This is a genomic window from Streptomyces sp. NPDC001068 (genome assembly GCF_042897315.1).
In the GTDB taxonomy this organism is placed as follows: Bacteria; Actinomycetota; Actinomycetes; order Streptomycetales; family Streptomycetaceae; genus Streptomyces.
In genome coordinates this window covers 1-21,787 of sequence record NZ_JBIAYD010000014.1, presented here as the reverse complement: position 1 = coordinate 21,787, position 21,787 = coordinate 1, and the positions used below count along the sequence as shown (strand labels likewise).

Sequence of the window (21,787 nt, the reverse complement as noted above, 5' to 3'; positions counted from 1 at the left end):
TCCCGGCGGTACGCTCCCGCCGCCGCGTTCAGGGCTGTTTGCCGGGCGCCGTGCGGGTCACCCGGTGAGGGAGCCGGCCCGTCGGGCCGAGACACCGGAAGGCAACCATGTCCACAGGCTTGATCATCGCGATTGTGATCGTGGCCGCCGTGGTCGTCGTCGCGGCCCTGCTGGCCGCGCGCTCCAGGCGCGGCGGCCCGCACGGCCTGAAGCAGCGCTTCGGGCCCGAGTACGAGCGGGTCGTGGCCCAGCACGAGGGCGACACCAAGGCGGCCGAGCAGGAGCTCGCCGAGCGGGTGCAGCGCCACGGCGACATGCGCGAACGCCCGCTGGAAGAAACGGAGCGCGAGCGCTACACGGCCCGCTGGACGAGCGCGCAGGAGCACTTCGTCGACTCGCCGCGGGAGTCCGTGACCGAGATCGACCGGCTGCTCGCCGAGGTGGCCGCGGCCCGCGGGTTCCCGGCCGGTGCCGAGTACGACGACCAGGTCGCCGCGCTGTCCGTGCACCACGCCGACCACGTCGACGGCTACCGGCGCATCCATCGTGCCGCCCAGGCGCCCGTGAGCGCGGACCAGCAGAGCCAGGCGGCCACCGAGGAGATGCGCGAGGCCGTGCTCGAGGCCCGCTCGCTCTTCGACGACCTCGTCACCTCGTCGGCCGGCGCGTCCGGCCGTCACCACGCCGGTGTCGGTGCCGACACCGGCGGCCATCTGCCCTGGTCCGCGGACCGAAGCCGCCCGAAGGAGAGCTGACCGACATGACCGAAGCCAGGACAGGGAAGGGCCGCCAGTCCATGAGCGGCGACATATACCCCGGCGACGAGGCGATGCCGGGTCGCGAGGAACGCACCGCCGAGGGCACGACCGACCGCGAGGGCACCCCCGCCAGGGGGGCCGCCACCGGGCGTGAGGACATCGCGGCGAAGCGCGCCGACGACCGGGAGGAGGCGCCCGGGCAGGCGGTGCTGGTGGCCGGCGACGGGCCGGGCCACACCCCGGACGCGACCCGCGCCGACCGCCCGGCACGCACGGACGACCGCGGCATCGGGACGGACGACCGCGGGATCGGGACGGACGACCGCGCGGCGGCCGCCGGCGGCTTCGCGGCGGGCGACGACCGGCCGGCCGCCGACGGGGGCCGGACCGCGGTGAACACCGGCCGCCCCGCGGCGGGCGACGGCGAGCAGGCCGTGAACGGCGGGCGGCTCATGCCCAACGAGGAGTGCGGGCAGCTGGAGCGGCGCCTGCAGCACGCGGTCAACGGTTTCGTCGACGAGCCGCGCGCGGCCGTGGAGGAGGCCGACCGGGCGCTCGAGGAACTCAGCGCCCGCCTCACCGACGCCGTCGACCGGCGCCGCCGTACCCTGCGCGGCAGCTGGCAGGAGGCCGACCGGGACCACCCCGGCACGGCCGACACCGAGCAACTCCGGCTGGCCCTGCGGGACTACCGCGAACTCGCGGACCGGCTGCTACACATCTGAGTCCGCCGCCGTCCCGGCCGCCGCCCGGCGCTCCCGCCACTCGCCCACGACCTCTTCGACGTCGTACGGCTTCTTGCCCAGCGGGGGCCCGGGTGGCGGCTTGTACATCATGTCCCGGATCTTCACGTTGACCTCCGTGATGATCCTGCGGACGATCCGCTCCGAGGGGGCCGCGTAGGCGGCCGCCAGCGCGTCCTCGGCCTCCTTGCGCAGCGCGAGCGCCGGCGGCAGCATCGCCAGGCCCTCCCGGGCCATCTTCCGCTTGACCCACCACAGTTCGTCGTAGGACGTCTCCAGTTCGGTCGGCAACGGCTCGCCCGCGCCGGTGAGCCGGTCGAACTCGCCGCGCTGCTGGGCGTCCCGGATCTGCTTGTCGACCCAGGACTCGAACGGCACCCCGGGTGGCTTTCGCTCGGTCATGACTTCATTGTGCCGGACGCCACCGCGCCGGGCGTTTTATCATGCGCCGGAGATCCACGAACGATTCAGGAACCGCGCAGGGGGAAAGCACGTGCTCGAACTCACCATGGCCTCCGTGTCCGGGGACGCGGGCGAAACCGCCGGCATGTTCATGGCCGACGCGCCGAGCGAACCGGGCGCCGTGCTGCGAGTGGGCCGCGATGCCGCCGTCTGCCGTCTCACCACGCCCGACGACTGGCTGTTCGTCTCCCGGGTGCACCTGGAGTTCCTGTGCGGGCCGGAGGGCGGCTGGCAGGTCACCTGGCTGCGCGGTTCCCAGGCCGAACCGTCGTCCGAGGTCCTGCTGACCGTCGGCGAGTACGCCCAGGCCATCGGGTACGGCGTCACCGTCGCGCTGCCCCGGGGCGGCTCCGGCGAGATCGTCGTCCGGGACCGCACCGCCCCGCGCAGCGTCAACGTGGGCTTCTACCACGAGGCTTGAGACCGGGCCGGGTCAGGCCAGGACCCGGGCCAGGGCGAACCCGTCGTACCCCTTGCTGCCGACCGTCTGGATCGCCGTGCCGCTCAGCCTCGGGTGGGTGGCGATCAGTTCGATCGCGGCCCGGGTGCCGACCACGTCGGGTTCGCCGTTGTCCGCGTCCGCGACCCGGCCGCCGCGCACCACGTTGTCGAGGACGATCAGGCTGCCGGCGCGGGTGAGCCGCAGCGCCCACTCCACGTAGTGCGGGTTGTTGGCCTTGTCGGCGTCGATGAAGACCAGGTCGAAGGGGGCCGGGTTCTCGTCGGCGAGCTTGGGCAGCGACTCCAGGGCGGGGCCGACCCGTACCTCGACGACGCGTTCCAGTCCGGCGCGCGCGATGTTGCGGACCGCCACCTCGGCGTGCCGGGCGCTGTACTCCAGCGTGATCAGCCTGCCGTCGGCGGGCAGGCCGCGGGCCAGCCAGATGGTGCTGTAGCCGCCCAGGGTGCCGATCTCCAGGATGTTCCGGGCGTCCTGGATCTGCGCGAGGAGCTGGAGCAGTTTGCCCTGGCCGGGGGTGACCGCGATGTGCGGGAGGTCGTTGGCCTCGCTCTCACGCAGGGCCGCCTGGAGTACCTCGTCGTCCGGCGAGAGGTGGCTGGAGAAGTAGAAGTCGACGTCGTCCCAGAGCTGAGAGCCGCTCATGCGTCCGCTGCCTTTCCGGTGTCAGGTAACTGCCCACCGAAAGCTATCGGCTCAGCACTGCTCACGGGGTGGGTGTCCCGGCGACCGACCGCCCCGGTACCGGACGGAACTCAGCCGATCGGCGCACCCGACTCACCCGGCGCACCCGGCGGGCCGGTGGCGGCCGCACCGGAGCAGGCGTGCGCGTCCGCGGGGCCGCCACCGGCCGATCACGGACGATGCCCCCCGCCGTGCCGTCGATCAGGACCTCGGACGGTACGACGGAGGGCACGGTCGCGGGTGCCGTTCCGGACAGCGACCGCCTGTCTGTCGACAGGCCGGGCGCGGGGTGCGGCCCTCCGGGGACCTAGTGCTGCGACCGGGAAGGTTCACCGGCTCGCGACGCCCGGCACGGCACCTCGCCGCGTTGTCGCATCGCCCGAGTACATCCAGTACGCGGGCGATGCTCCGCCTTGCGATGCACCGCACCGGACGCCGCGAGCTTTCCGGCAAACCTTTCCGGTCACAGCACTAGCGGGGTGCCTCGACCGACGGGGCCGAGCCCGGCAGGGGCCTGCCGGCCGTCTCGGCCATCCGCCAGGCCGCGAAGCCGCCGACGACCGCCGCGGCCATCATGTAGTACGCGGGCATCATCATGTCGCCCGTCGCCCCGATCAGGGCCGTCACCACGAGCGGGGTCGTACCGCCGAAGAGGGACACCGAGACGTTGAAGCCGATCGACAGGGAGCCGTAGCGGACCCGGGTCGGGAACAGTGCCGGCAGGGCCGCGGGCATCGCCGCCGTGAAGCAGACCAGCAGGAGGCCCAGCGCGCCCATGCCGAGGCCGACCGCGGCCAGGCTGCCCTGGCGGATCAGGAGCAGGGCCGGGACGGAGAGGCAGAGGAAGCCCGCGCAGCCCGCGGCGATCACCGGGCGGCGGCCGACGCGGTCGGTCAGCGCACCGGCGAACGGCTGGACGATCATCATCAGGGCCATGACGGCGAGGACCACCAGCAGACCGTGCGTCTCGTCGTACTTCAGCTCGCTCGTCAGGTAGCTCGGCATGTACGACAGCAGCATGTAGTCCGTGACGTTGAAGACCAGGACCAGGGCCACGCACAGCAGCAGGGCGCGCCACTGGCTCGTGATCATCTCGCGCAGGGGGACCTTCGGGCGGGACGACTCGGACTTCTCGACCTCCGCCGCGAACGCGGGGGTCTCCTCCAGGCGCATCCGCAGGTAGAGGCCGATGATGCCCATCGGGCCCGCGACCAGGAACGGGACGCGCCAGCCCCAGGAGGTCAGGTCGCCGTCGGAGAGCAGGGCCGTCAACAGGGTGACCAGGCCCGCGCCGCCGATGTAGCCCGCCAGCGTGCCGAACTCCAGCCAGCTGCCGAAGAAGCCGCGCTTCTTGTCCGGCGCGTACTCGGCGATGAACGTGGAGGCCCCCGCGTACTCGCCGCCGGTGGAGAAACCCTGCACCAGGCGGGCGGCGAGGAGCAGGATCGGGGCTCCGACGCCGATCGTCGTGTACGACGGGATCAGGCCGATCGCGAAGGTGCCGGCCGCCATCATGATCATGGTGACGGCGAGGACCTTCTGGCGGCCGACACGGTCGCCGAGCGGCCCGAAGACCATGCCGCCGAGCGGGCGGACCAGGAAGGCCGCGGCGAAGGCGCCGAACGTGGACAGCAGCTGCGCGGTCGGGCTGCCGGACGGGAAGAAGACCTTGCCCAGGGTCACCGCGATGTAGCTGTAGACGCCGAAGTCGAACCACTCCATGGCGTTGCCGAGCGCCGCGGCCTTCACGGCGCGCTTCACCAGCGCGGGGTCGGTGACGGTGGGTGCGCGGTCGGCCGTACGGGGGCCGGGGATCGTGACGGGCGGGGTGACGGCTGTGGCGGTCGCCAAAACGGGGCTCGCCTACCTTTCGACGGGGACAGGGACGGCGGCCCGTACGGCGCCGGACGGGTCGGAGAGCGACGATAGGAGGGTTCGGGCCCGTCACGTCGCGTACCCGCATCCGTGCAGTGTGCAGCTAAACGCGGTGTACGCAGGGACGTATGCCCGCCGACGGGGGCGTATGCGGACCGATCACTGTGATCCTTGTCGCGCTCCGCGCGGACGACCGGGCCCCTTCCGCGCCGGTCGTCCGCCGGATCCGCCCCCGCCCCGCCCTGTCCGTCCCCCTCGCCCCCTCGCCCCCCCGTCCGTCCGCTACAGCCGCTGGAGGATCGTCCCGGTGGCCAGGCCGCCGCCCGCGCACATGGTCACCAGGGCGAACTCCTTGTCGGTGCGTTCCAGCTCGTGCAGGGCCGTGGTGATCAGGCGGGCGCCGGTGGCCCCCACCGGATGGCCCAGGGCGATGGCGCCGCCGTTGACGTTGAGCTTGTCCAGGCTCTGCTCGAAGACCTGGGCCCAGCTCAGCACCACCGACGCGAACGCCTCGTTGATCTCCACCAGGTCGATGTCCCGCAGGGTCATGCCGGCCTTGCCGAGCACCGCCCGGGTCGCGTCGATCGGCCCGTCGAGGTGGAAGTGCGGATCGGCGCCCACCAGGGCCTGGGCGACGATCCGGGCCCGCGGGCGCAGTTTCAGGGCGCGCGCCATCCGCTTCGACGCCCACATGATGGCGGCGGCGCCGTCGGAGATCTGCGAGGAGTTGCCCGCCGTGTGGACCGCGGTCGGCATCACCGGCTTCAGGCCGAGGAGCGCCTCCGTGGACGTGTCGCGCAGGCCCTCGTCCCGGTCGACCAGGCGCCACATGCCCTGCCCCGCGTGCTGCTCCTCCTCCGTCGTCGGCACCTGTACGGCGAAGGTCTCCCGCTTGAACCGCTCCTCGGCCCAGGCGTGCGCCGCCCGCTCCTGCGAACGCAGCCCGAGCGCGTCGACGTCCTGCCTGGTCAGGCCCCGGTGGCGGGCGATGCGCTCGGCGGCCTCGAACTGGTTGGGCAGGTCGACGTTCCACTCGTCGGGGAAGGGCTTGCCCGGCCCGTGCTTGGAGCCGGAGCCCAGCGGCACCCGCGACATCGCCTCGACGCCGCAGCTGATCCCGACGTCGATGACCCCGGCGGCGATCATGTTCGCGGTCATGTGCGCGGCCTGCTGCGAGGAGCCGCACTGGCAGTCGACGGTGGTGGCCGCGGTCTCGTAGGGCAGTCCGACGGTCAGCCAGGCCGTGCGCGCGGGGTTCATGGACTGCTCGCCGGCGTGGGTCACCGTGCCGCCGACGATCTGCTCGACGCAGTCGGCGGGGATGCCGGTGCGGCCGAGGAGTTCACGGTAGGTCTCGCCCAGGAGATAGGCGGGGTGGAGGTTGGCGAGCGCGCCGCCGCGCTTGCCGATGGGGGTGCGTACGGCTTCGACGATCACGGGTTCCGCGGCCATGGGGGCTCGGTCCTCTCCTCGGTCACCCGCGCGGCGCAGGGGCGTCCCGGCCCGGCCCGCCACGCAGAACTAGAACGCGTACTAGTTCTGTGTGCAGTCTGCTGACAGGCTGTCCGCAACCGCAAGAGGGGTGCACGCAATTGGGGCGACCGCGCCTCTTGCGACTTGTAGAACCCGTTACTACCTTCACGGCAGCCGACTCGCTCTGATGGTCCGTCAGAACGCGGTCGGAGCAGACGTATTCCAGGTCCGTACACGGTGGGAGTGAGTCGCCATGCCCTGTCCCGCGCTGCCCGACGGGTTCGACCTCACCGACCCCGACCTGCTCCATCAACGGGTGCCGCTGCCGGAGTTCGCCGAGTTGCGCCGGGCGGAGCCGGTCCGCTGGATCGAACAGCCGCACGGCATCGCCGGGTTCGCGGACGACGGGTACTGGGCCGTCACCCGGCACGCCGACGTCAAGTACGTCTCCACGCACCCCGAACTCTTCTCGTCCTGGCTCAACACGGCGATCATCCGCTTCACCGAGCACATCCCGCGGGACGCGATCGACGCCCAGCGGCTGATCCTGCTCAACATGGACCCGCCCGAGCACACCCGGGTCCGCCAGATCATCCAGCGCGGCTTCACGCCCCGCTCCATCCGCGCCCTGGAGGACCGGCTGCGCGCCCGCGCCCGGGCGATCACGGACGCCGCCCGCGCCCACTCCGGACCCTTCGACTTCGTCACCGAGGTCGCCTGCGAGCTCCCCCTCCAGGCCATCGCCGAACTGATCGGCATCCCGCAGGACGACCGGGCGAAGATCTTCGACTGGTCGAACAAGATGATCTCGTACGACGACCCGGAGTACGCGATCACCGAGGAGGTGGGCGCCGAGTCGGCCACCGAGCTGATCGCCTACGCGATGAACATGGCCGCCGACCGCAAGCAGTGCCCGGCCAAGGACATCGTCTCCACGCTGGTGGCGGCCGAGGACGAGGGCAACCTGGGCTCCGACGAGTTCGGCTTCTTCGTGCTGATGCTCGCGGTGGCCGGGAACGAGACCACCCGCAACGCCATCACCCACGGCATGCACGCCTTCCTCACCCACCCCGACGCCTGGGACCTCTACAAGCGCGAGCGCCCCGCGACCGCCGCCGAGGAGATCGTCCGCTGGGCCACCCCGGTCAACTCCTTCCAGCGCACCGCCACCCAGGACACCGAGCTCGGCGGCAAGCTGATCCGCAAGGGCGACCGGGTCGGCGTCTTCTACGCCTCGGCCAACCACGACCCCGAGGTCTTCACCGACCCCGGCACCTTCGACATCACCCGGGACCCCAACCCCCACCTCGGCTTCGGCGGCGGCGGCCCCCACTACTGCCTGGGCAAGTCCCTCGCGGTCCTGGAGATCGACCTGATCTTCAACGCCATAGCCGACGCGATGCCGGCCCTGCGCCTGGTCGGCGACCCGGACCGGCTGCGCTCGGCGTGGATCAACGGAGTGAAGCACCTCCAGGTCACCACGGCCTGACCCCTCGACCCGGGCCGACGGCTCCCGGCGCCGCCGGCCCGCCCCGAGGGAGGCAGGAGCACCCCTTCCCACGCCCTCGTTCCTGCCTCCCCCGAGACACCGTCACCACCGGCCCGCGTCACTCCCGCCCGGACGTCACCACGGCCAGCACCCCGGCGACCACCGCCGCGACCAGCAGCGGGACCCCCAGGCTCTGGTGGAGGACCAGCCAGGCGCCCAGCACCGCTCCGGCGGCCAGCGCGAACACCGCCGCCACCCGGCGCGGGGAGCGCGGCTTGCTGGCGTCGCCGAGATGGGACTCGGCGACCAGGCCGGTCAGCGTCGTCGTCAGGACCGTGGTCGCCGTGAGGTCCGGGACGCCCAGCTTGCGGACGTTGGCGTTGCGCAGCCCCATCGCGAAGGCGGTCAGCGCGATCAGCGTGTACGTCGTCGCCGTCCCGCCGGGCCCGGCGAAGGCCACCACGGCCGCCGCGGCGACCAGGACCGCCTCCGCCGCCAGCGTCACCCGCATCCACCGGCGGCGGGACCCGCCGCAGAACCGGGCCGTGACCCGGCCGCCCACCGCCGCGCCCAGCAGGAACGCGGCCAGTGAGGCGGCCGAGTGGGGGACGGAGAAGCCGGGCGCCCCGGCCGCCGCGAAGCCCAGGATCACCACGTTGCCGGTCATGTTCGCGGTGAAGACGTGGCCCAGGCCGAGATAGCTGACCGCGTCGATCAGACCGCTCAGCACGGTCAGGGCCAGCAGGACGACGACCAGTCGCACACCGCGGGTCTCGGGATCACGGGTCGGTGTCGCCGCGGGCATCGCCCCTCCGGTCGGGTGGCTCTCGGGTTCGACGGCTCTGCCGCATCAGTCCACCACGTCCGGACACACGTCGGCACCCTCGCCCGGGAGGAGGGGGGCGAGGGTGCCGAGGTTGGGGGAGCGGGTCGGCCGGCTCAGTACCAGCCGTTGGCCTGCCAGAAGCTCCAGGCGGCCGTCGGGCTGCCGTAGCGGGAGTTCATGTAGTCCAGACCCCACTTGATCTGGGTGGCCGGGTTGGTCTTCCAGTCGGACCCGGCGGACGCCATCTTCGAGCCCGGCAGGGCCTGGACCAGGCCGTAGGCGCCGGAGGAGCTGTTGGTGGCGCTGGGGTTCCAGCCGCTCTCGTGCGAGACGATGTTGCTGAACGCGTCGAACTGTGCGGCGTCCGGGATCATCTTGTGCGCGATCGCCTGGGCGGAGGAGGCCGAGCCGGTGGCGGCCTGGGCGGGCGCCGCGCTCAGTGCCATACCGGCGGTGGCGGCGGCCACGGCGGCGGCGGTGAGGACCTTCTTCGGGGAGGCGATGCGGCTGATCAGGGACACGGACACGGAGAACCTCGTTCGTCGGGGACAGGGGATCGCCGTGCTCCGGAACCGCCCGAGGGCGGCGGCCGTGTGCGTCGGCTCCGTGGCCCGCTGGGAGCCGGTGGTGCCTGGCGACGTCGTCCAGAGAAGCAGGCCGCAAACCCGTCCGCAATCACCCCTTTTACTAGTTGCGGTCGCACAGGAGGCTTATGCCGCTTGTGTGGCGTGGCTCTCAAAGCGCAGGTCAGGCCCCTGGCGAATCGGACATTAAGGAAATACTCCACTACTAGCCCCGGCCGTAGGTGATCCGGGTCACGTGGGGTGCCTCACCGGTGCCGTCACCGGACGCCCCCGAGCCCTCACGCCCCGGGATCGTCGAATGTGACCGCGGTCTCGAAGGCCGCCCTCCTGGTCGCCCGGCGCAGCGCCCGCAGCAGGGCCGGCCCGAGGACGAGGGTCAGCACCACCGTGCACAGGGCCCGGCCCAGGTTCCAGCCCATCGCGGTGGCCAGGCTGTAGGCGAGGAAGCGGGCCAGGTTGGCGGCGGGCCCGGCCTGTGGGTCGAAGGCGATGTTCGAGGCGGTGCCGGCCAGCAGCGGCCAGCCGGCCAGGTCCACGACCAGGCCGTAGCCGAACGCGGCCAGGAAGCCGTACCCCGCCAGCAGCGCGAGCTCACCGCGTCCGCGCAGCCGGCCCGCCCCCGGCAGCAGCCCGGCGCCCATCGTGAACCAGCCCATCGCCAGCATCTGGAACGGCAGCCACGGCCCCACCCCGCCGGTGAGCAGCGCCGACGCGAACATGGTGAGCGAGCCGAGGGCGAACCCGAAGCCCGGCCCCAGCACCCGCCCGCTCAGCACCATCAGGAAGAACATCGGCTCGATCCCCGCGGTGCCCGCCCCGATCGGCCGCAGCGCCGCCCCCGTCGCGGCCAGCACGCCGAGCATGGCGACCGCCTTCGGACCCAGCCCCGACTCGGAGATCGTCGCCCCGAGCACGGCGACCAGCAGGAGCAGCAGACCCGCGAACAGCCACGGCGCGTCCTGGGCGTGCGAGGTCAGCCGGGAACCGGGCGGGGCGAGGAAGGGCCAGCCGACGGCGACCACGCCGACCGCACTGACGAGGAGCAGGGCGGCCACCGAGCGGGGGCCGAGCCGCACCGGGCCGGTCATGCCAGCGCCTCCCGCACCTGGGCCACGGTCAGCCACCGCTGCGGCGCCAGGACCTTCGTCACCTGCGGCGCGAAGGACGGGGAGGACACGACTATGTCGTCCGTCGGACCGTCCGCGATCACCTCGCCCTGCGCGAGCAGCACGACCCGGTCCGCGATCTCGGCGGCCAGCTCCACGTCGTGGGTGGCCAGCACGATCGCGTGCCCGTCGGCGGCGAGTCCGCGCAGCACGCCGACCAGCCGGGCCTTCGCCGCGTAGTCGAGGCCCCGGGTCGGCTCGTCCAGCAGGAGCAGCGGCGGCCGGGCGGTGAGCACCACGGCCAGCGCCAGCGCCAGCCGCTGCCCCTCGGACAGGTCACGCGGATGCGTGGCGTCGGCGACCCCGGGGAGCAGCGCGGACACCAGCTCACGGCAGGTCCCCGGCGCCGCCGCGGCATCCCGGTCGGCGGCCGCGCACTCGGCGCCGACCGTGTCGGCGTACAGCAGGTCACGGGGTTCCTGCGGGACCAGACCGACCAGGCGTACGAGGTCGCGCGGGCGGGTGCGATGCGGTACGGCCCCGCCGACCCGGACCGTCCCGGAGTTCGGCTCCACCAGCCCCACCAGAGCACTCAGCAGCGTGGACTTCCCGGCCCCGTTACGGCCCATGAGGGCGACGGTCTCGCCGGGCGCGACGGTGAGACCGACCCCGCACAGCGCGTCCACCCGGTCCCGGCGGACGGCCAGCGAGCGGACCTCGGCGAGCGGAGGGACGGCAGCCGCGGGGACCGCCGGGCCTGCGGGCCCACGGGCCCCGGGCCGCCCGCCGCGGGAGCCCCGGCCAGCGGACCGCCACCGGCCCGCGCCCGGCCCGGCACGGGGGGTCGTGGCCGCGGGAACCGTGAGATCCGCAGGAGGCGCCGGGGCCGCGGGAACCGTGGGATCCGCGGGCGGCGCCGGGGCCGCTGGGGCGGGAGTCGGGTCGGCGATGGGGGTGTGCTGCCTCGGGGTTCGTACGGTCAGCCGCTCACGCAGCCCGCCGGCCCGGCGCCGGGCGTCCCGGACCGTCATCGGCAGCGGCGACCATCCGGCCAGCCTGCCCAGCTCCACCACCGGCGGGCACACCGGCGACACGGCCATCACCTCGGCCGGGGTACCGCACACCGGAGCGGCTCCCGGCTCGGGAAGCAGCACCACCCGGTCGGCGTACTGCACCACCCGTTCCAGCCGGTGCTCGGCGAGGAACACCGTGGTCCCGAGGTCGTGCACCAGCCGCTGCAGCACGGCCAGCACCTCCTCGGCGGCGGCCGGGTCGAGTGCGGAGGTCGGCTCGTCGAGGACCAGGACCTCCGGATGCGGGGTGAGCACCGACCCGATCGCGACCCGTTGTCGCTGCCCGCCGGAGAGGGTGGCGATCGCCCGGTCCCGCAGCCCGTCGAGGCCGAGCAGGTCGAGGGTCTCCTCCACCCGGCGCCGCATCACGGCCGGCGCGATGCCGAGCGACTCCATCCCGTAGGCGAGTTCGTCCTCCACCGTGGCGGTCACGAAATGGGCGAGCGGATCCTGACCCACCGTGCCGACGACATCGGCGAGTTCACGTGGCCTGTGCGTCCGGGTGTCCCGCCCCGCGACGGTCACCCGGCCGCGCAGGGTGCCCCCGGTGAAGTGCGGCACCAGTCCGCTGACGGCGTTCAGGATCGTCGACTTGCCGGTACCGGAGGGGCCCGCCAGCAGGACGAGCTCGCCTTCAGGCACTTCGAGGTCGACGCCCCGCACGGCCGGCCCGGCCGCACCCTCGTACGTCACGGAGACGTCCTCGAAACGGATCACGACGGCTCCTTCGGCGCGACGAGGACGGGCAGCAGGCCGAGCAGTACGGCCGCCGCGGGCCACAGCGGAAGCGTCGGGGCGACCAGCGGTACGACCCCGGGCTGCAGGGCGTCCGGATCCCGCGCCGCGGCCAGCGCCAGCAGACCGGCGACGGCCGCGCCCGACCCGGACACCAGCCAGGCCCGTACGTCCCACGCGTCCGGCCGGTAACGGGTGCGCAGCGAACGGCGGCCGCCGAGCCGCAGCCCCGCGAGCGCGGCGACCACCCCGGCCAGCAGCAGGGGCAGCCCGTAACCGCCGCCCTCGGCGGTGAGCAGCCCGTACGTTCCCGCGCACACCCCGAGCAGGCCGCCGAGGGTCAGCGCCGCCGTCGTACGACGGACCCGGTCCGGTACGTCGGCGCTACGGCCGTAACCACGCGCGTCCATCGCGGCGGCCAGGGCGACCGAACGCTCCAACGCGCCCTCCAGCACCGGCAGTCCGACCTGGAGCAGACCCCGGACGCCGGAGTCGGGGCGGCCGCGCAGCCGGCGGGCGGCGCGCAGCCGCCGGACGTCGGCGATCAGGTTCGGGGCGAAGGTGAGCGCGACGACCACGGCCACGCCCAGCTCGTACAGCGCGCCGGGCAGCGACTTGAGGAGACGGGCCGGATCGGCGAGCGCGTTCGCGGCGCCGACGCAGATCAGCAGGGTGGCGATCCGCAGGCCGTCGTAGAGCGTGAAGACCAGCGCCTCGGCGCTGACCCGGCCACCGAGCCGGATGCCCTGCGCCCAGTGGGGCAGCGGGATCTCCGGGAGGGTGACGAGGGTGTGCGAACCGGGGACGGGGGAGCCGAGGAAGACGGTGAAGGCCAGCCGGACGAGCAGCACGGCGAGGGCGAGCCTGGCGAAGGCGGAGTAGGCACCCGCCCCCCGGTTCCGACCCCGGCAGGCGGCCACGACATGACCGGCCACCGCGACGAGCAGGGCCAGCAGGAGGGGGTTGGTGGTACGGGAGGCGGCGACCCCGAGGGAGAGCGCCCACAGCCACCAGGCCCCGGGGTGCAGGCCGCGCGCACGCCGGGCCCGGGGAACGGGGGCCGCCACCCGGTCGCGTCCCCGGGGGGCGGCCGATTCCGGCCGTCCCCCGGTCAGGGTCCGCCCACCCGGGGGGACCTCCGGCGTGGCGGCGGCACGGCCGTCCGCGGCCGCGTGCGCCGGCCCGGACGCGGGCGGCCGGGGAGCGCCCCCGAGGGCCGCGGGGCGGCAGCCGTCGGCGGCCGCGCCCCGGAGCGCGGCCGGTCCCGGCCGGCCCGCGCCGTGGCGGTCGCGATCACGCATCCTTGCGCCGCCGCGCCTGCCAGAAGGCGCCCGCGGCGACCGCGACGACCACCCCGGCCCCGGCGAGCAGACCCACGGACGGCCCGTTCCCCGACGGCCCGCCGTCCGGGGCACCGCCCCGGGACGTACCGGCCGCCGCGACCTTCTCCCCGCACCCCTTCGCCGGATAGCCGCCGATCGCGCACAGCAGCGCGTTCGTGTCGTACCGCAACGGCCTGGCCACCGCGGCCAGCGCCTCCGCCGCCGTCGCGTCCTCCGCCACCACCGAGCACGCGGTCCGCCGCACCGGCGGCCGCTGCGCGGACGGCGCGTCCGCCGCCGTACCGAAGTCGATGACCAGCCCCACGCGCTTCTTCCCCCGGACCGCGGCCGTGTCCGCGCAGATCGTGCCGAAGTCCGCCGTCCCGCGCGGCCGCGACGCGTCCCCCGAGTCCTCGCTCACCGCGAACCGGTACCCCTCGACGGCGCCGTCGCCCGGCCGCGCGGTGGCCGGGCCCTGTGTGGCGTACGTCCACCGCGCACCGTCCCGCTCCCAGAAGGACCAGTAGCGGTATCCGGCCGCCTGCGCCGGCACGGCCGCCACCAGCACGGCCAGCGCGGTGACGACGAGCAGCGCCGCGCGGCGGACGCCGCTCACGGCTGTCGCTGCTTCCGGCGCCCGCTGAGCAGGAACCCGATGCCGACACCGGCGACGAGGCCGGTGCCGACGATCCACCAGAGACTGGTGCCCGACGACTTCTCGGCCTTCGTCCCGGCCTTCTTCCCGTCCTGCTCCGCCGCGGCCTCGGGGGCCGGACCGGTCGCGTTCAGGGCCGTCACCAGGTCCGTGCCGCCGAAGTCGCGCGGGTCCGCGCCCATCGCGTGCGCCGCGAGGATCAGTTCCGCGTAGGCCGCGGGACCGCTCTGCTTCGCCCACGGCACGGCATGGGCCTCCAGCCAGGCGTACGGCTGCTTCGCGGGCTCGGTCGAACCCTGCGCGGCCATGGCCACCACGGCGTCGGCGGTGTTGCCGTAGTCCGGCTGCGGCTTGGCGCCGGCCAGCGCGGAGACCAGGTACCCCTTGGCGTGGGTGGCCGCGGCCAGGTACGCGACGCCGTTGCGGGCCACGTCCCGCGGTGCCGGAGCCTTGCCGAGGGCGGCGCAGGCGTGGCCGTCCGCCGGCGCCTTCCCGGCCGTCGTCACGAACCCCTTGCCGAGGACACCGAGCACCCCGGCGGCCGTCGCGTCCGCGTTGGCGGTCAGCTTCCCCTTCTTGTCCGGCTGGTAGGCGAGCGCGCCGCCGCCGTCCCCGCCGCAGGGGAGGGACCACTTGGCGAGCAGGCCGGCCGCCGCCCCGTCCGGGCTCTCGCCGGCGGCGGCGAGCGCACCGGCCACCACGGCGGTGGAGTTGGTGTCGCTGGGCGAGCCGGGCGCGTAGCCCCAGCCGCCGTCCTTGTTCCGCTGCGCCTTCAGCCAGGTCACCGACCTGCCGACGGCGTCGTCGTGTCCGCCGACCGCCGTGAGCGCCTGTACGGCGGCGGCCGTGCTGTTCGTGTCCACGGTCACCTTGGCACCGCAGGCCGCGGCCGGCTCGGCGCGGAACGCCGCGTACGAGCCGTCGGCGCACTGCTGGCCGGTCAGCCAGTCCACCGCCTTCGCGGCCGGGGTCACCCCCACCGTGTGCTGGGCGAGCAGGGCGAGCGACTGGCGCCAGACGCCGTCGTACTGGGGGTCCGTACGGCCGAACAGCCCCGACGGGAGTACCGCCGAGGCGGACGGGGACGGGGTGTCGGCGGCCGTCGCGGTGATGGCGGGCGTGGCGGCACCGATGACGGCGGTGGCGGCCAGCACCGCGGCGCTGCGGCGGAGGACGGTCATGATCGGCGGATGCCTCTCCCTGCGGGGGAGCCGGGCGCCTCGGGACACCCCGCGGCTCGGCTCCGTGAACCTCTACGGTGCCGTGCGCCGACGGGTGCCGACGCACATGGACTGGTCGGCGTCCCGCGCGGGGCGGTCCGGTGCACCGCCGGTACGACGGGTCACGGAAAGGGGCGATCCCGGTCCGGGCGAGGCCGAGGACCGGGCGGGTACCGGCGCCGGGTTTGCACCGGCTTTCCCCCGTACGGGTGATGACGACCCGCCCACTTTACCGGCCGCCCTCTCGGGGCCGAGGGGCGGCCGGTGGTCGAAGCCGCTGGTTATGGTCATGCCATGACGGGAAGACTGCTGGGTTCGGGGCGTTCGGCCGACGTGTACGAGATCGACGGGACCTGGGTGCTGCGCCGGGTCAGGGACGGCCGGGTGGACGCGGCCGCCGAGGGCGCGGTGATGACGCACGTACGGCTCCACGGGTACCCGGCGCCCCGGGTGCGGCCCTCCGGATCCCCCACCGACCTGGTCATGGAGCGGCTGTCCGGGCCCACCCTGCTGGCGGCGCTGCTGGCGGGGGAGACGGGCCCGGCCGAGGGCGGTGCCCTGCTCGCCGCGCTGCTGCGGCGGCTGCACGCCGTGCCCGGACGGGATCCGGCCCGCCCCGGCACGCGGGTCCTCCACCTCGACCTGCACCCCGGCAACGTGATGCTGACGCCCGACGGGCCGCGGGTCATCGACTGGACCGAGGCCGAGGACGGGCCGCCGGGGCTGGACTGGGCCATGTCCGCGGTGATCCTCGCCCAGGTCGCGGTGGGCGAGCTGCCGATGGCCCGCGACCTGCTCGCGGCCCTGCTCGCCGATCCTGGCGAACTGACCGACGAGGGCCTGGCGGAGGCCCTGCGGCGACGCGCGGCGAACCCGACGATGAGCCGACGGGAGGTCGAACTGCTCCCGGCGGCCGAGCGGTTGGTACGAACCCTGCGATGACCTGGGCCGCGCTCAGGCCGCCGTCACGACCGGGGCGATGCCCGCCGACAGGTGGCGGCCCATCCGGCGCAGGGCGTCGTCGCAGGCGGCGGGATCCTCACCGACGGCGACCCAGAGCGCCAGCCGGTCCTCGACGGTCGCGTACGGGCCGGCGGTGACGTGGTGACCGGCGTCCCGGGTGAGGATCATGCGCTCGGCGCCGGGCTCCCGGGCCGCTTCCGGGGAGAGCGTCAGGTGCTCGAGGCGGCCGGTGGCGGCCGGGTAGGCGAACCGGACCGAGGCGGCCCGCTGCCGGGTGGGCGTGGTGTCCGGCACCTCGCCGGTGGCCAGGGCCGCGGCGGCCTGCGCGAGGTCGACGCCGGTGGCGCGCCTGACCAGGAGCGGGATCAGGTCGCCCGGCAGGCACGGGGTGACGTCGGTGACCCGCGGGCCGCGGTCGGTGAGCCGCAGCCCGATGTGCAGCACACCCCGGATCAGGCCGAGGGCGTGCACGGTGCGGTCGACGGCCAGCCGCAGGAAACGGTTGTGCAGCAGACCGTCGTGGGTGTGCACGGTGTGCCGCAGCGGCTGCCGGGCGGGCGCCGGGCCCAGGGTCGTACGGGTGATGGCGACGATGCGGATCTCGCCGTCCAGGACCACGGTCTCGGCGCTGACCCTGGGCGGTCCGGGATCGTCGGCGGGGACCGCGCCGGCGGCGAGCGAGGCGTGCAGCAGGGCCGGGTCGGCACAGGCGGCCGCGGCGCCGCGGGAGGGGCCGGGCAGCCCGAGCTGCGCGGCGATCCTGGCGGCCGCGACCGCGTACCCGGCGGAGTGGGCCAGTACCCCGCGGACCCGGTGCCGGGCCGCGAACCGGACCACCGCGGACGCCGTCGCCCCGTCCTTGCCGGGGTCGGCCGCGAGGCGACCGGCCAGGCGCGGGCGTGCCCAGTCGGGCGGGGCGGCGTCCACCAGCACCACGGGGCGGGCCGCGGCGATGCGCGTCAGCACGAACTCGTCGTACGCGCGCCGGCGGCCGGCGCCGAGAAGCAGGAGGGGCTGCGGCATCGACTCGCCTCACCTTCCGGGCGGAGGCGGGGCGGCTGGTCGTCCCTGGATGCCGTTGCCGCCTCAGGCGGCACCCGGGGCGGTCGGGTTCGACCATGACCTGACCATGTGACCGATCCCGATCCTTTCTGGCGAACCGTCATATGTCAACGATTACCGCCCAATTCCCCGGCGCGACCCGGCATGTCCGCGGACCGGAAGCGGTGTTCGCATCCGAGGGCGCCCCCGGTCCTCCCGTCGGCTACACCGCCACGTACGTGACCGGCTCGGTCCCGGCCACCGGCTCCACCAGGCCCAGTTTCACCAGCCGCCGCAGATGCGCCTCCGCCTCCGAGACGGCGATGTTCCGCGACCCGTAGGGGATCTGTTCCCAGGGCCGGTTCCACTCCATCCCGACGGCCAACTGCCACAGGGTCAGGGGCCGCCGCAGCAGGACCCGGAGGGCCGCGAGCCGTTCCTCGTGGTGGGCCAGGAGTTCCCGTACCCGGGCGGGCGCGTCGGTGAGGGTGTACTGGTGGGCCGGGAGGACCTCGGCGGGGGCGAGCCGGCCGACGCGCTCCAGGGAGTCCAGGTAGTCGCCGAGGGGGTCGGTGACAGTCGCGTCGTCGGGATCCTCGTACAGGCCGATGTGCGGGGTGATCCCGGGGAGCAGATGGTCACCGGAGAACAGGCGCCCGTGTCCCGGCAGCCGGGCCGGATGCTCCTCCTCCAGGTGCAGGCAGACGTGGCCGGGCGTGTGCCCGGGCGTCCAGACGCCGCGCAGCCGGCGGCCGGGCAGGTCGAGCAGTTCACCGGGATGGATCTCCCGGTCGGGAACGGCGGGGGACAGGCCCGGCAGGGAGCCGCCCCTGCGGGGTCCGCCCCGCAGCGGCGCGACGTGCTCCTCGGGTGCGCCGGCGGCCTCCAGCTTCGCCGTCATGTAGGTGAACCACCGCTCGGGCCGGGTCCCGCGGGTCCGCCGCACGATGGCCGCGTCGGCCGCGTGCATGGCGATCCAGGCCCCGGAGGCCTCCCGGACCCGCCCCGACAGCCCGTGGTGATCGGGGTGATGGTGGGTGATGACGACCCCGTACACCTCGCCGACCGCCGTCCCGCACGCGGCCAGCCCCGCCACGAGTGCGTCCCAGGAACCCGGATCGTCCCATCCCGTGTCCACCAGCACGGGCCCGCGATCGGTGTCGACGACGTACACCAGGGTGTGACCGAGGGGATTGTCCGGGATGGGCACCTCGACGGCCCGCACGCCGCCACCGTGATCGTGAACGGTGACCGCCACCGACTCGCCCTGACCGTTCGTCATCCGTAGCCTCCGCCCCCGCACCGTCGCGCGGCCATCGCTCACTATAACTAGAACTGGTTTCAATGGATGCCCAAGTCGACCGGCATCGCGGGACATTGACCTGACCTGCGAGGATGCGGACGCGTCCGGGTGCCGCTTGTGGACACCGCGCAGTGGGCGACGGCCTGGTGACGACCGGGCACCGATGTCCGTCCGTCCGGAGGGCCGGTTGCCGCGGAGCTGGGCCCGGAGCCGGGCCGGATCAGCCTCGCCGACCGGGCCCGGACGTCCGCGCTGTTCGTCGATCAGGACGGCAGCGGCGGCGAGTCCCGACCGGACGGCCGTGGACGGGGCTCCCCGAGACGGCCGCCCATGGCCTAGAGCTGGCCTTGCCACCATGGCACGTCCAGGCTGTCAGCCGGGATGACCTCGGCCCTTGCCAGAATCTTCCTGTCGAGGGCCCTTACGAGGGCGCGCAACTCACGCGCGCTCTTCCTGGGCAGTGCGTGAAGCACGGCTTCGAGGTGCTCGCGGAAGTCGGCGCCGCAACACCCGCACTCAGGGATGCCGCAATCGGGACTTATGAGTGGGTCCACAAGTTGACTGAGAGGGCCGTGTGCATAGGCCCGCCAGTGCCAGAACGCTTCTTCCGTGGCTTCGGGCCAGAAGCGGGTTCGCTCCAGCCGACGCAGGTCAGCTGTGCAAGATCCCGAGAGGTGATCGATGAACGGGTACCGTCGCCGCCTCCAGGGGCGGACAGGGAGGTTTCCCCGCAGGGCTGACGGGCGCCTACGCGGCATTGTCCCTTCGGTTGTCTGTCATGGGGGCAAGCTACAGAACCACGCTTCGGGAGGCCACCGCGTATCCGGTGGCCGCAGGACCCGAGCTTGGGAGGCCCGGGTTCCCGGCTGCCGGTAGCCGCCCGTCGTCGGGAAACCGCTGGTCAGGCCCATTCTCGTGCTGTCCGTGGACTCCTTTGACTGGAACTGGTATCAGTTCTGAAACATCGTCAGGAAGCGTGGTGGGGTGCCGTGACCGAGTTCCTGGAGCATGGACAGCTGTTCATCGGCGGGGAGTTGACCGACCCCCTGGGCAAGGACGTCATCGAGGTGGTGTCGCCGCACACCGAGGAGGTCTTCGGGCGGGTGCCGCACGCCTCGCGGGCGGACGTGGACCGCGCGGTCGGGGTCGCGCGGCGGGCCTTCGACGAGGGGCCCTGGCCGCGGACGAGCCTCGCCGAGCGGATCGAGGTCGTCACCCGGATCAAGGACGCGATCGCCGTGCGGCACGAGGAGATCGCCCGGGTGATCTCCTCCGAGAACGGTTCACCGTACTCGTGGAGCGTTCTCGCCCAGGCCCTCGGCGCGATGATGGTGTGGGACTCGGCGATCCGGGTGGCCCGCGACTTCACCTACGAGGAGACGCGCGACGGGGTGCTCGGGAAGATCATGGTGCGGCGGGAGCCGGTCGGGGTCGTCGCGGCCGTCGTGCCCTGGAACGTGCCGCAGTTCGTGGCCGCCGCCAAGCTCGCCCCCGCGCTGCTCACCGGCTGCACGGTGGTGCTCAAGCCGTCCCCGGAGTCGCCGCTGGACGCCTACCTGCTCGGCGAGATCACCAAGGAGGCCGGGCTGCCCGAGGGCGTGCTGTCCATCCTCCCGGCGGACCGCGAGGTGAGCGAGTACCTCGTCGCGCACCCGGGCGTCGACAAGGTCTCCTTCACCGGCTCGGTCGCGGCCGGCAAACGGGTGATGGAGGTCGCCGCGAAGAACCTCACCCGGGTGACCCTGGAACTGGGCGGCAAGTCGGCCGCGGTCGTGCTGCCGGACGCGGACGCGGCCACCGCCGTCGCCGGGATCGTCCCCGCCGCCTGGATGAACAACGGTCAGGCGTGCGTCGCCCAGACCCGCATCCTCGTCCCGCGTTCCCGGTACGACGAGTTCGCCGACGCCTTCGCGGCCGCGGCGGGCGCCCTGAAGGTCGGCGACCCGCTCGACCCGGCCACCCAGGTGGGCCCGCTGGTCGCGCGCCGCCAGCAGCAGCGGAACCTGGACTACATCCGGATCGGGCAGGAGGAGGGCGCGAAGATCCTGACGGGCGGCGGCCGTCCCGCGGGGCTGGAGAAGGGCTGGTACGTCGAGCCGACCCTCTTCGGCGACGTCGACAACTCGATGCGGATCGCCAGGGAGGAGATCTTCGGTCCGGTGATCTGCCTCCTCCCCTACGGGGACGAGTCCGAGGCCCTGAAGATCGCGAACGACTCGGACTACGGGTTGAGCGGAAGCGTGTGGACGTCGGACGTGGCGCACGGCATCGAGGTCGCGCGCCGGGTCCGTACCGGCACCTACTCGGTCAACACCTTCAGCCTGGACATGCTCGGTCCGTTCGGCGGCTACAAGAACTCAGGGCTGGGGCGGGAGTTCGGGCCCGAGGGCTACGGCGAGTTCCTGGAGCACAAGATGATCCACCTCCCGGCCGGATGGGAGGCGTGAGAGATGGAGGTGACTCCCGCGCGAGCGCATTCGGGTGTGGGGGCGGGTGACCGCTGGCACGTCGAGGTCGACCGTTCCGTCTGCATCGGCTCGGCCCAGTGCGTCAACCGGGCCGCCGGGGCCTTCCGCCTCGACTCCGCCATGCAGTCCCACCCCGTGGACCCGGAGAGCGACGCCAGCGGCATGATCCTCGACGCGGCGGAGAACTGCCCGGTGGAGGCGATCACGATCACCCTGCTGGACAGCGGGGAACCCGTCTTCCCGCCCGAGGAGTGACCTCCCGCCCCGGGGTGCGTACTAGCGGGGCCGGAGGACGGCGAACAGCGCCCCGGCGCGCGTGCCGTCCGGCTGCCGCCAGGCCCCGGTGACGTACCCGGCCGCGTCGGCGGGCGGCCGCGAGCCGGGGACCAGCCTCCGCCCCAGCCGCAGGACCGACCCGTCGCCGGGGACGGCGAACTCGGTGCCCCCGTCGGTGCTTGAGTTCTAGTGGTCGTTGCAACACCCCAGCTCAGGGGATGCAATGGACTTCGAGATCCGGGAGAACCGGGGGCCCGGAGGCGGGCGAAGG

The 21,787-nt window shown here is 73.7% G+C and carries 20 protein-coding genes; 7 read left to right on the top strand and 13 right to left on the bottom strand.

Annotated elements, in window-relative coordinates; translation table 11 throughout:
* The first annotated feature begins 107 nt into the window (after positions 1–107).
* Complete coding sequence (locus ACFY3I_RS34465) at positions 108–755, top strand: hypothetical protein (RefSeq protein WP_390864943.1); 648 nt, start codon at positions 108–110, stop codon at positions 753–755.
* Between the two features lie 5 nt (positions 756–760).
* On the top strand, positions 761–1,483 hold the full coding sequence (locus ACFY3I_RS34460; RefSeq protein ID WP_390864942.1) for a hypothetical protein: 723 nt from the start codon (positions 761–763) through the stop codon (positions 1,481–1,483).
* Here the strand turns inward: ACFY3I_RS34460 and ACFY3I_RS34455 are convergent.
* Positions 1,472–1,903: a DUF1992 domain-containing protein gene (locus ACFY3I_RS34455; RefSeq protein WP_365290202.1), complete on the bottom strand. Its 432-nt coding sequence runs from the start codon at positions 1,901–1,903 to the stop codon at positions 1,472–1,474. The genes ACFY3I_RS34460 and ACFY3I_RS34455 overlap by 12 nt on opposite strands.
* Before the next feature lie 91 nt (positions 1,904–1,994).
* Between ACFY3I_RS34455 and ACFY3I_RS34450 the strand changes: the two genes are divergently transcribed.
* Positions 1,995–2,384 carry a hypothetical protein gene (locus ACFY3I_RS34450; protein WP_390864941.1) on the top strand — a complete coding sequence of 130 codons (390 nt, stop codon included), beginning with the start codon at positions 1,995–1,997 and terminating at the stop codon, positions 2,382–2,384.
* 12 nt (positions 2,385–2,396) lie between these two features.
* Here ACFY3I_RS34450 and ACFY3I_RS34445 read toward each other — a convergent pair whose 3' ends face one another.
* The 3 genes from ACFY3I_RS34445 to ACFY3I_RS34435 all read right to left on the bottom strand — a co-directional run bounded on the left by ACFY3I_RS34445 (position 2,397) and on the right by ACFY3I_RS34435 (position 6,434).
* A complete protein-coding gene (locus tag ACFY3I_RS34445; RefSeq protein ID WP_365290205.1) occupies positions 2,397–3,068 on the bottom strand; it encodes an O-methyltransferase in 672 nt (223 codons plus the stop codon).
* A 510-nt stretch (positions 3,069–3,578) separates the two neighbouring features.
* Positions 3,579–4,958 (bottom strand): glycine betaine/L-proline transporter ProP, encoded by a 1,380-nt coding sequence (gene proP / locus ACFY3I_RS34440; RefSeq protein ID WP_390864940.1) that lies wholly within the window; start codon positions 4,956–4,958, stop codon positions 3,579–3,581.
* A 306-nt stretch (positions 4,959–5,264) separates the two neighbouring features.
* Complete coding sequence (locus ACFY3I_RS34435; protein WP_390864939.1) at positions 5,265–6,434, bottom strand: steroid 3-ketoacyl-CoA thiolase; 1,170 nt, start codon at positions 6,432–6,434, stop codon at positions 5,265–5,267.
* A 274-nt stretch (positions 6,435–6,708) separates the two neighbouring features.
* On the opposite strand from ACFY3I_RS34435, the gene ACFY3I_RS34430 reads away from it, so the two are divergent.
* Entirely contained in the window at positions 6,709–7,944 is a 1,236-nt protein-coding gene (locus ACFY3I_RS34430) for a cytochrome P450 (RefSeq protein ID WP_365290209.1), read from the top strand.
* A gap of 118 nt (positions 7,945–8,062) precedes the next feature.
* On the opposite strand, the gene ACFY3I_RS34425 is transcribed toward ACFY3I_RS34430, so the two are convergent.
* The 7 genes from ACFY3I_RS34425 to ACFY3I_RS34395 form a co-directional block, all read right to left on the bottom strand.
* Positions 8,063–8,749 (bottom strand): YoaK family protein, encoded by a 687-nt coding sequence (locus ACFY3I_RS34425; RefSeq protein ID WP_390864938.1) that lies wholly within the window; start codon positions 8,747–8,749, stop codon positions 8,063–8,065.
* A gap of 134 nt (positions 8,750–8,883) precedes the next feature.
* Positions 8,884–9,297 (bottom strand): transglycosylase SLT domain-containing protein, encoded by a 414-nt coding sequence (locus tag ACFY3I_RS34420; RefSeq protein ID WP_390864937.1) that lies wholly within the window; start codon positions 9,295–9,297, stop codon positions 8,884–8,886.
* 335 nt (positions 9,298–9,632) lie between these two features.
* Positions 9,633–10,442: an ECF transporter S component gene (locus ACFY3I_RS34415; RefSeq protein ID WP_390864936.1), complete on the bottom strand. Its 810-nt coding sequence runs from the start codon at positions 10,440–10,442 to the stop codon at positions 9,633–9,635.
* Positions 10,439–12,250 (bottom strand): ABC transporter ATP-binding protein, encoded by a 1,812-nt coding sequence (locus ACFY3I_RS34410; RefSeq protein ID WP_390864935.1) that lies wholly within the window; start codon positions 12,248–12,250, stop codon positions 10,439–10,441. The genes ACFY3I_RS34415 and ACFY3I_RS34410 overlap by 4 nt, the downstream gene beginning before the upstream one ends.
* Complete coding sequence (locus ACFY3I_RS34405; RefSeq protein ID WP_390864934.1) at positions 12,247–13,335, bottom strand: CbiQ family ECF transporter T component; 1,089 nt, start codon at positions 13,333–13,335, stop codon at positions 12,247–12,249. Before ACFY3I_RS34405 ends, ACFY3I_RS34410 begins: the two co-directional genes overlap by 4 nt.
* A 226-nt stretch (positions 13,336–13,561) precedes the next feature.
* Positions 13,562–14,206: an SCO2322 family protein gene (locus tag ACFY3I_RS34400; protein ID WP_390864933.1), complete on the bottom strand. Its 645-nt coding sequence runs from the start codon at positions 14,204–14,206 to the stop codon at positions 13,562–13,564.
* Positions 14,203–15,426, bottom strand: coding sequence for a prenyltransferase/squalene oxidase repeat-containing protein (locus ACFY3I_RS34395; RefSeq protein WP_390864932.1), 1,224 nt, complete (start codon positions 15,424–15,426; stop codon positions 14,203–14,205). The genes ACFY3I_RS34400 and ACFY3I_RS34395 overlap by 4 nt, the downstream gene beginning before the upstream one ends.
* A 333-nt stretch (positions 15,427–15,759) precedes the next feature.
* On the opposite strand from ACFY3I_RS34395, the gene ACFY3I_RS34390 reads away from it, so the two are divergent.
* Complete coding sequence (locus ACFY3I_RS34390; protein WP_390864931.1) at positions 15,760–16,407, top strand: phosphotransferase family protein; 648 nt, start codon at positions 15,760–15,762, stop codon at positions 16,405–16,407.
* Positions 16,408–16,419: 12 nt separating this feature from the next.
* On the opposite strand, the gene ACFY3I_RS34385 is transcribed toward ACFY3I_RS34390, so the two are convergent.
* Positions 16,420–17,451, bottom strand: coding sequence for a hypothetical protein (locus tag ACFY3I_RS34385; RefSeq protein ID WP_390864930.1), 1,032 nt, complete (start codon positions 17,449–17,451; stop codon positions 16,420–16,422).
* A 241-nt stretch (positions 17,452–17,692) separates the two neighbouring features.
* Entirely contained in the window at positions 17,693–18,751 is a 1,059-nt protein-coding gene (locus tag ACFY3I_RS34380; protein WP_390864929.1) for an MBL fold metallo-hydrolase, read from the bottom strand.
* 1,010 nt (positions 18,752–19,761) lie between these two features.
* Here ACFY3I_RS34380 and ACFY3I_RS34375 point away from each other — a divergent pair.
* The gene (locus ACFY3I_RS34375; protein ID WP_390864928.1) at positions 19,762–21,219 is read left to right on the top strand and encodes an aldehyde dehydrogenase; all 1,458 of its coding nucleotides are present in this window, start codon (positions 19,762–19,764) and stop codon (positions 21,217–21,219) included.
* Between the two features lie 3 nt (positions 21,220–21,222).
* On the top strand, positions 21,223–21,495 hold the full coding sequence (locus ACFY3I_RS34370) for a ferredoxin (RefSeq protein WP_390864927.1): 273 nt from the start codon (positions 21,223–21,225) through the stop codon (positions 21,493–21,495).
* The last annotated feature ends 292 nt before the right edge of the window (positions 21,496–21,787 follow it).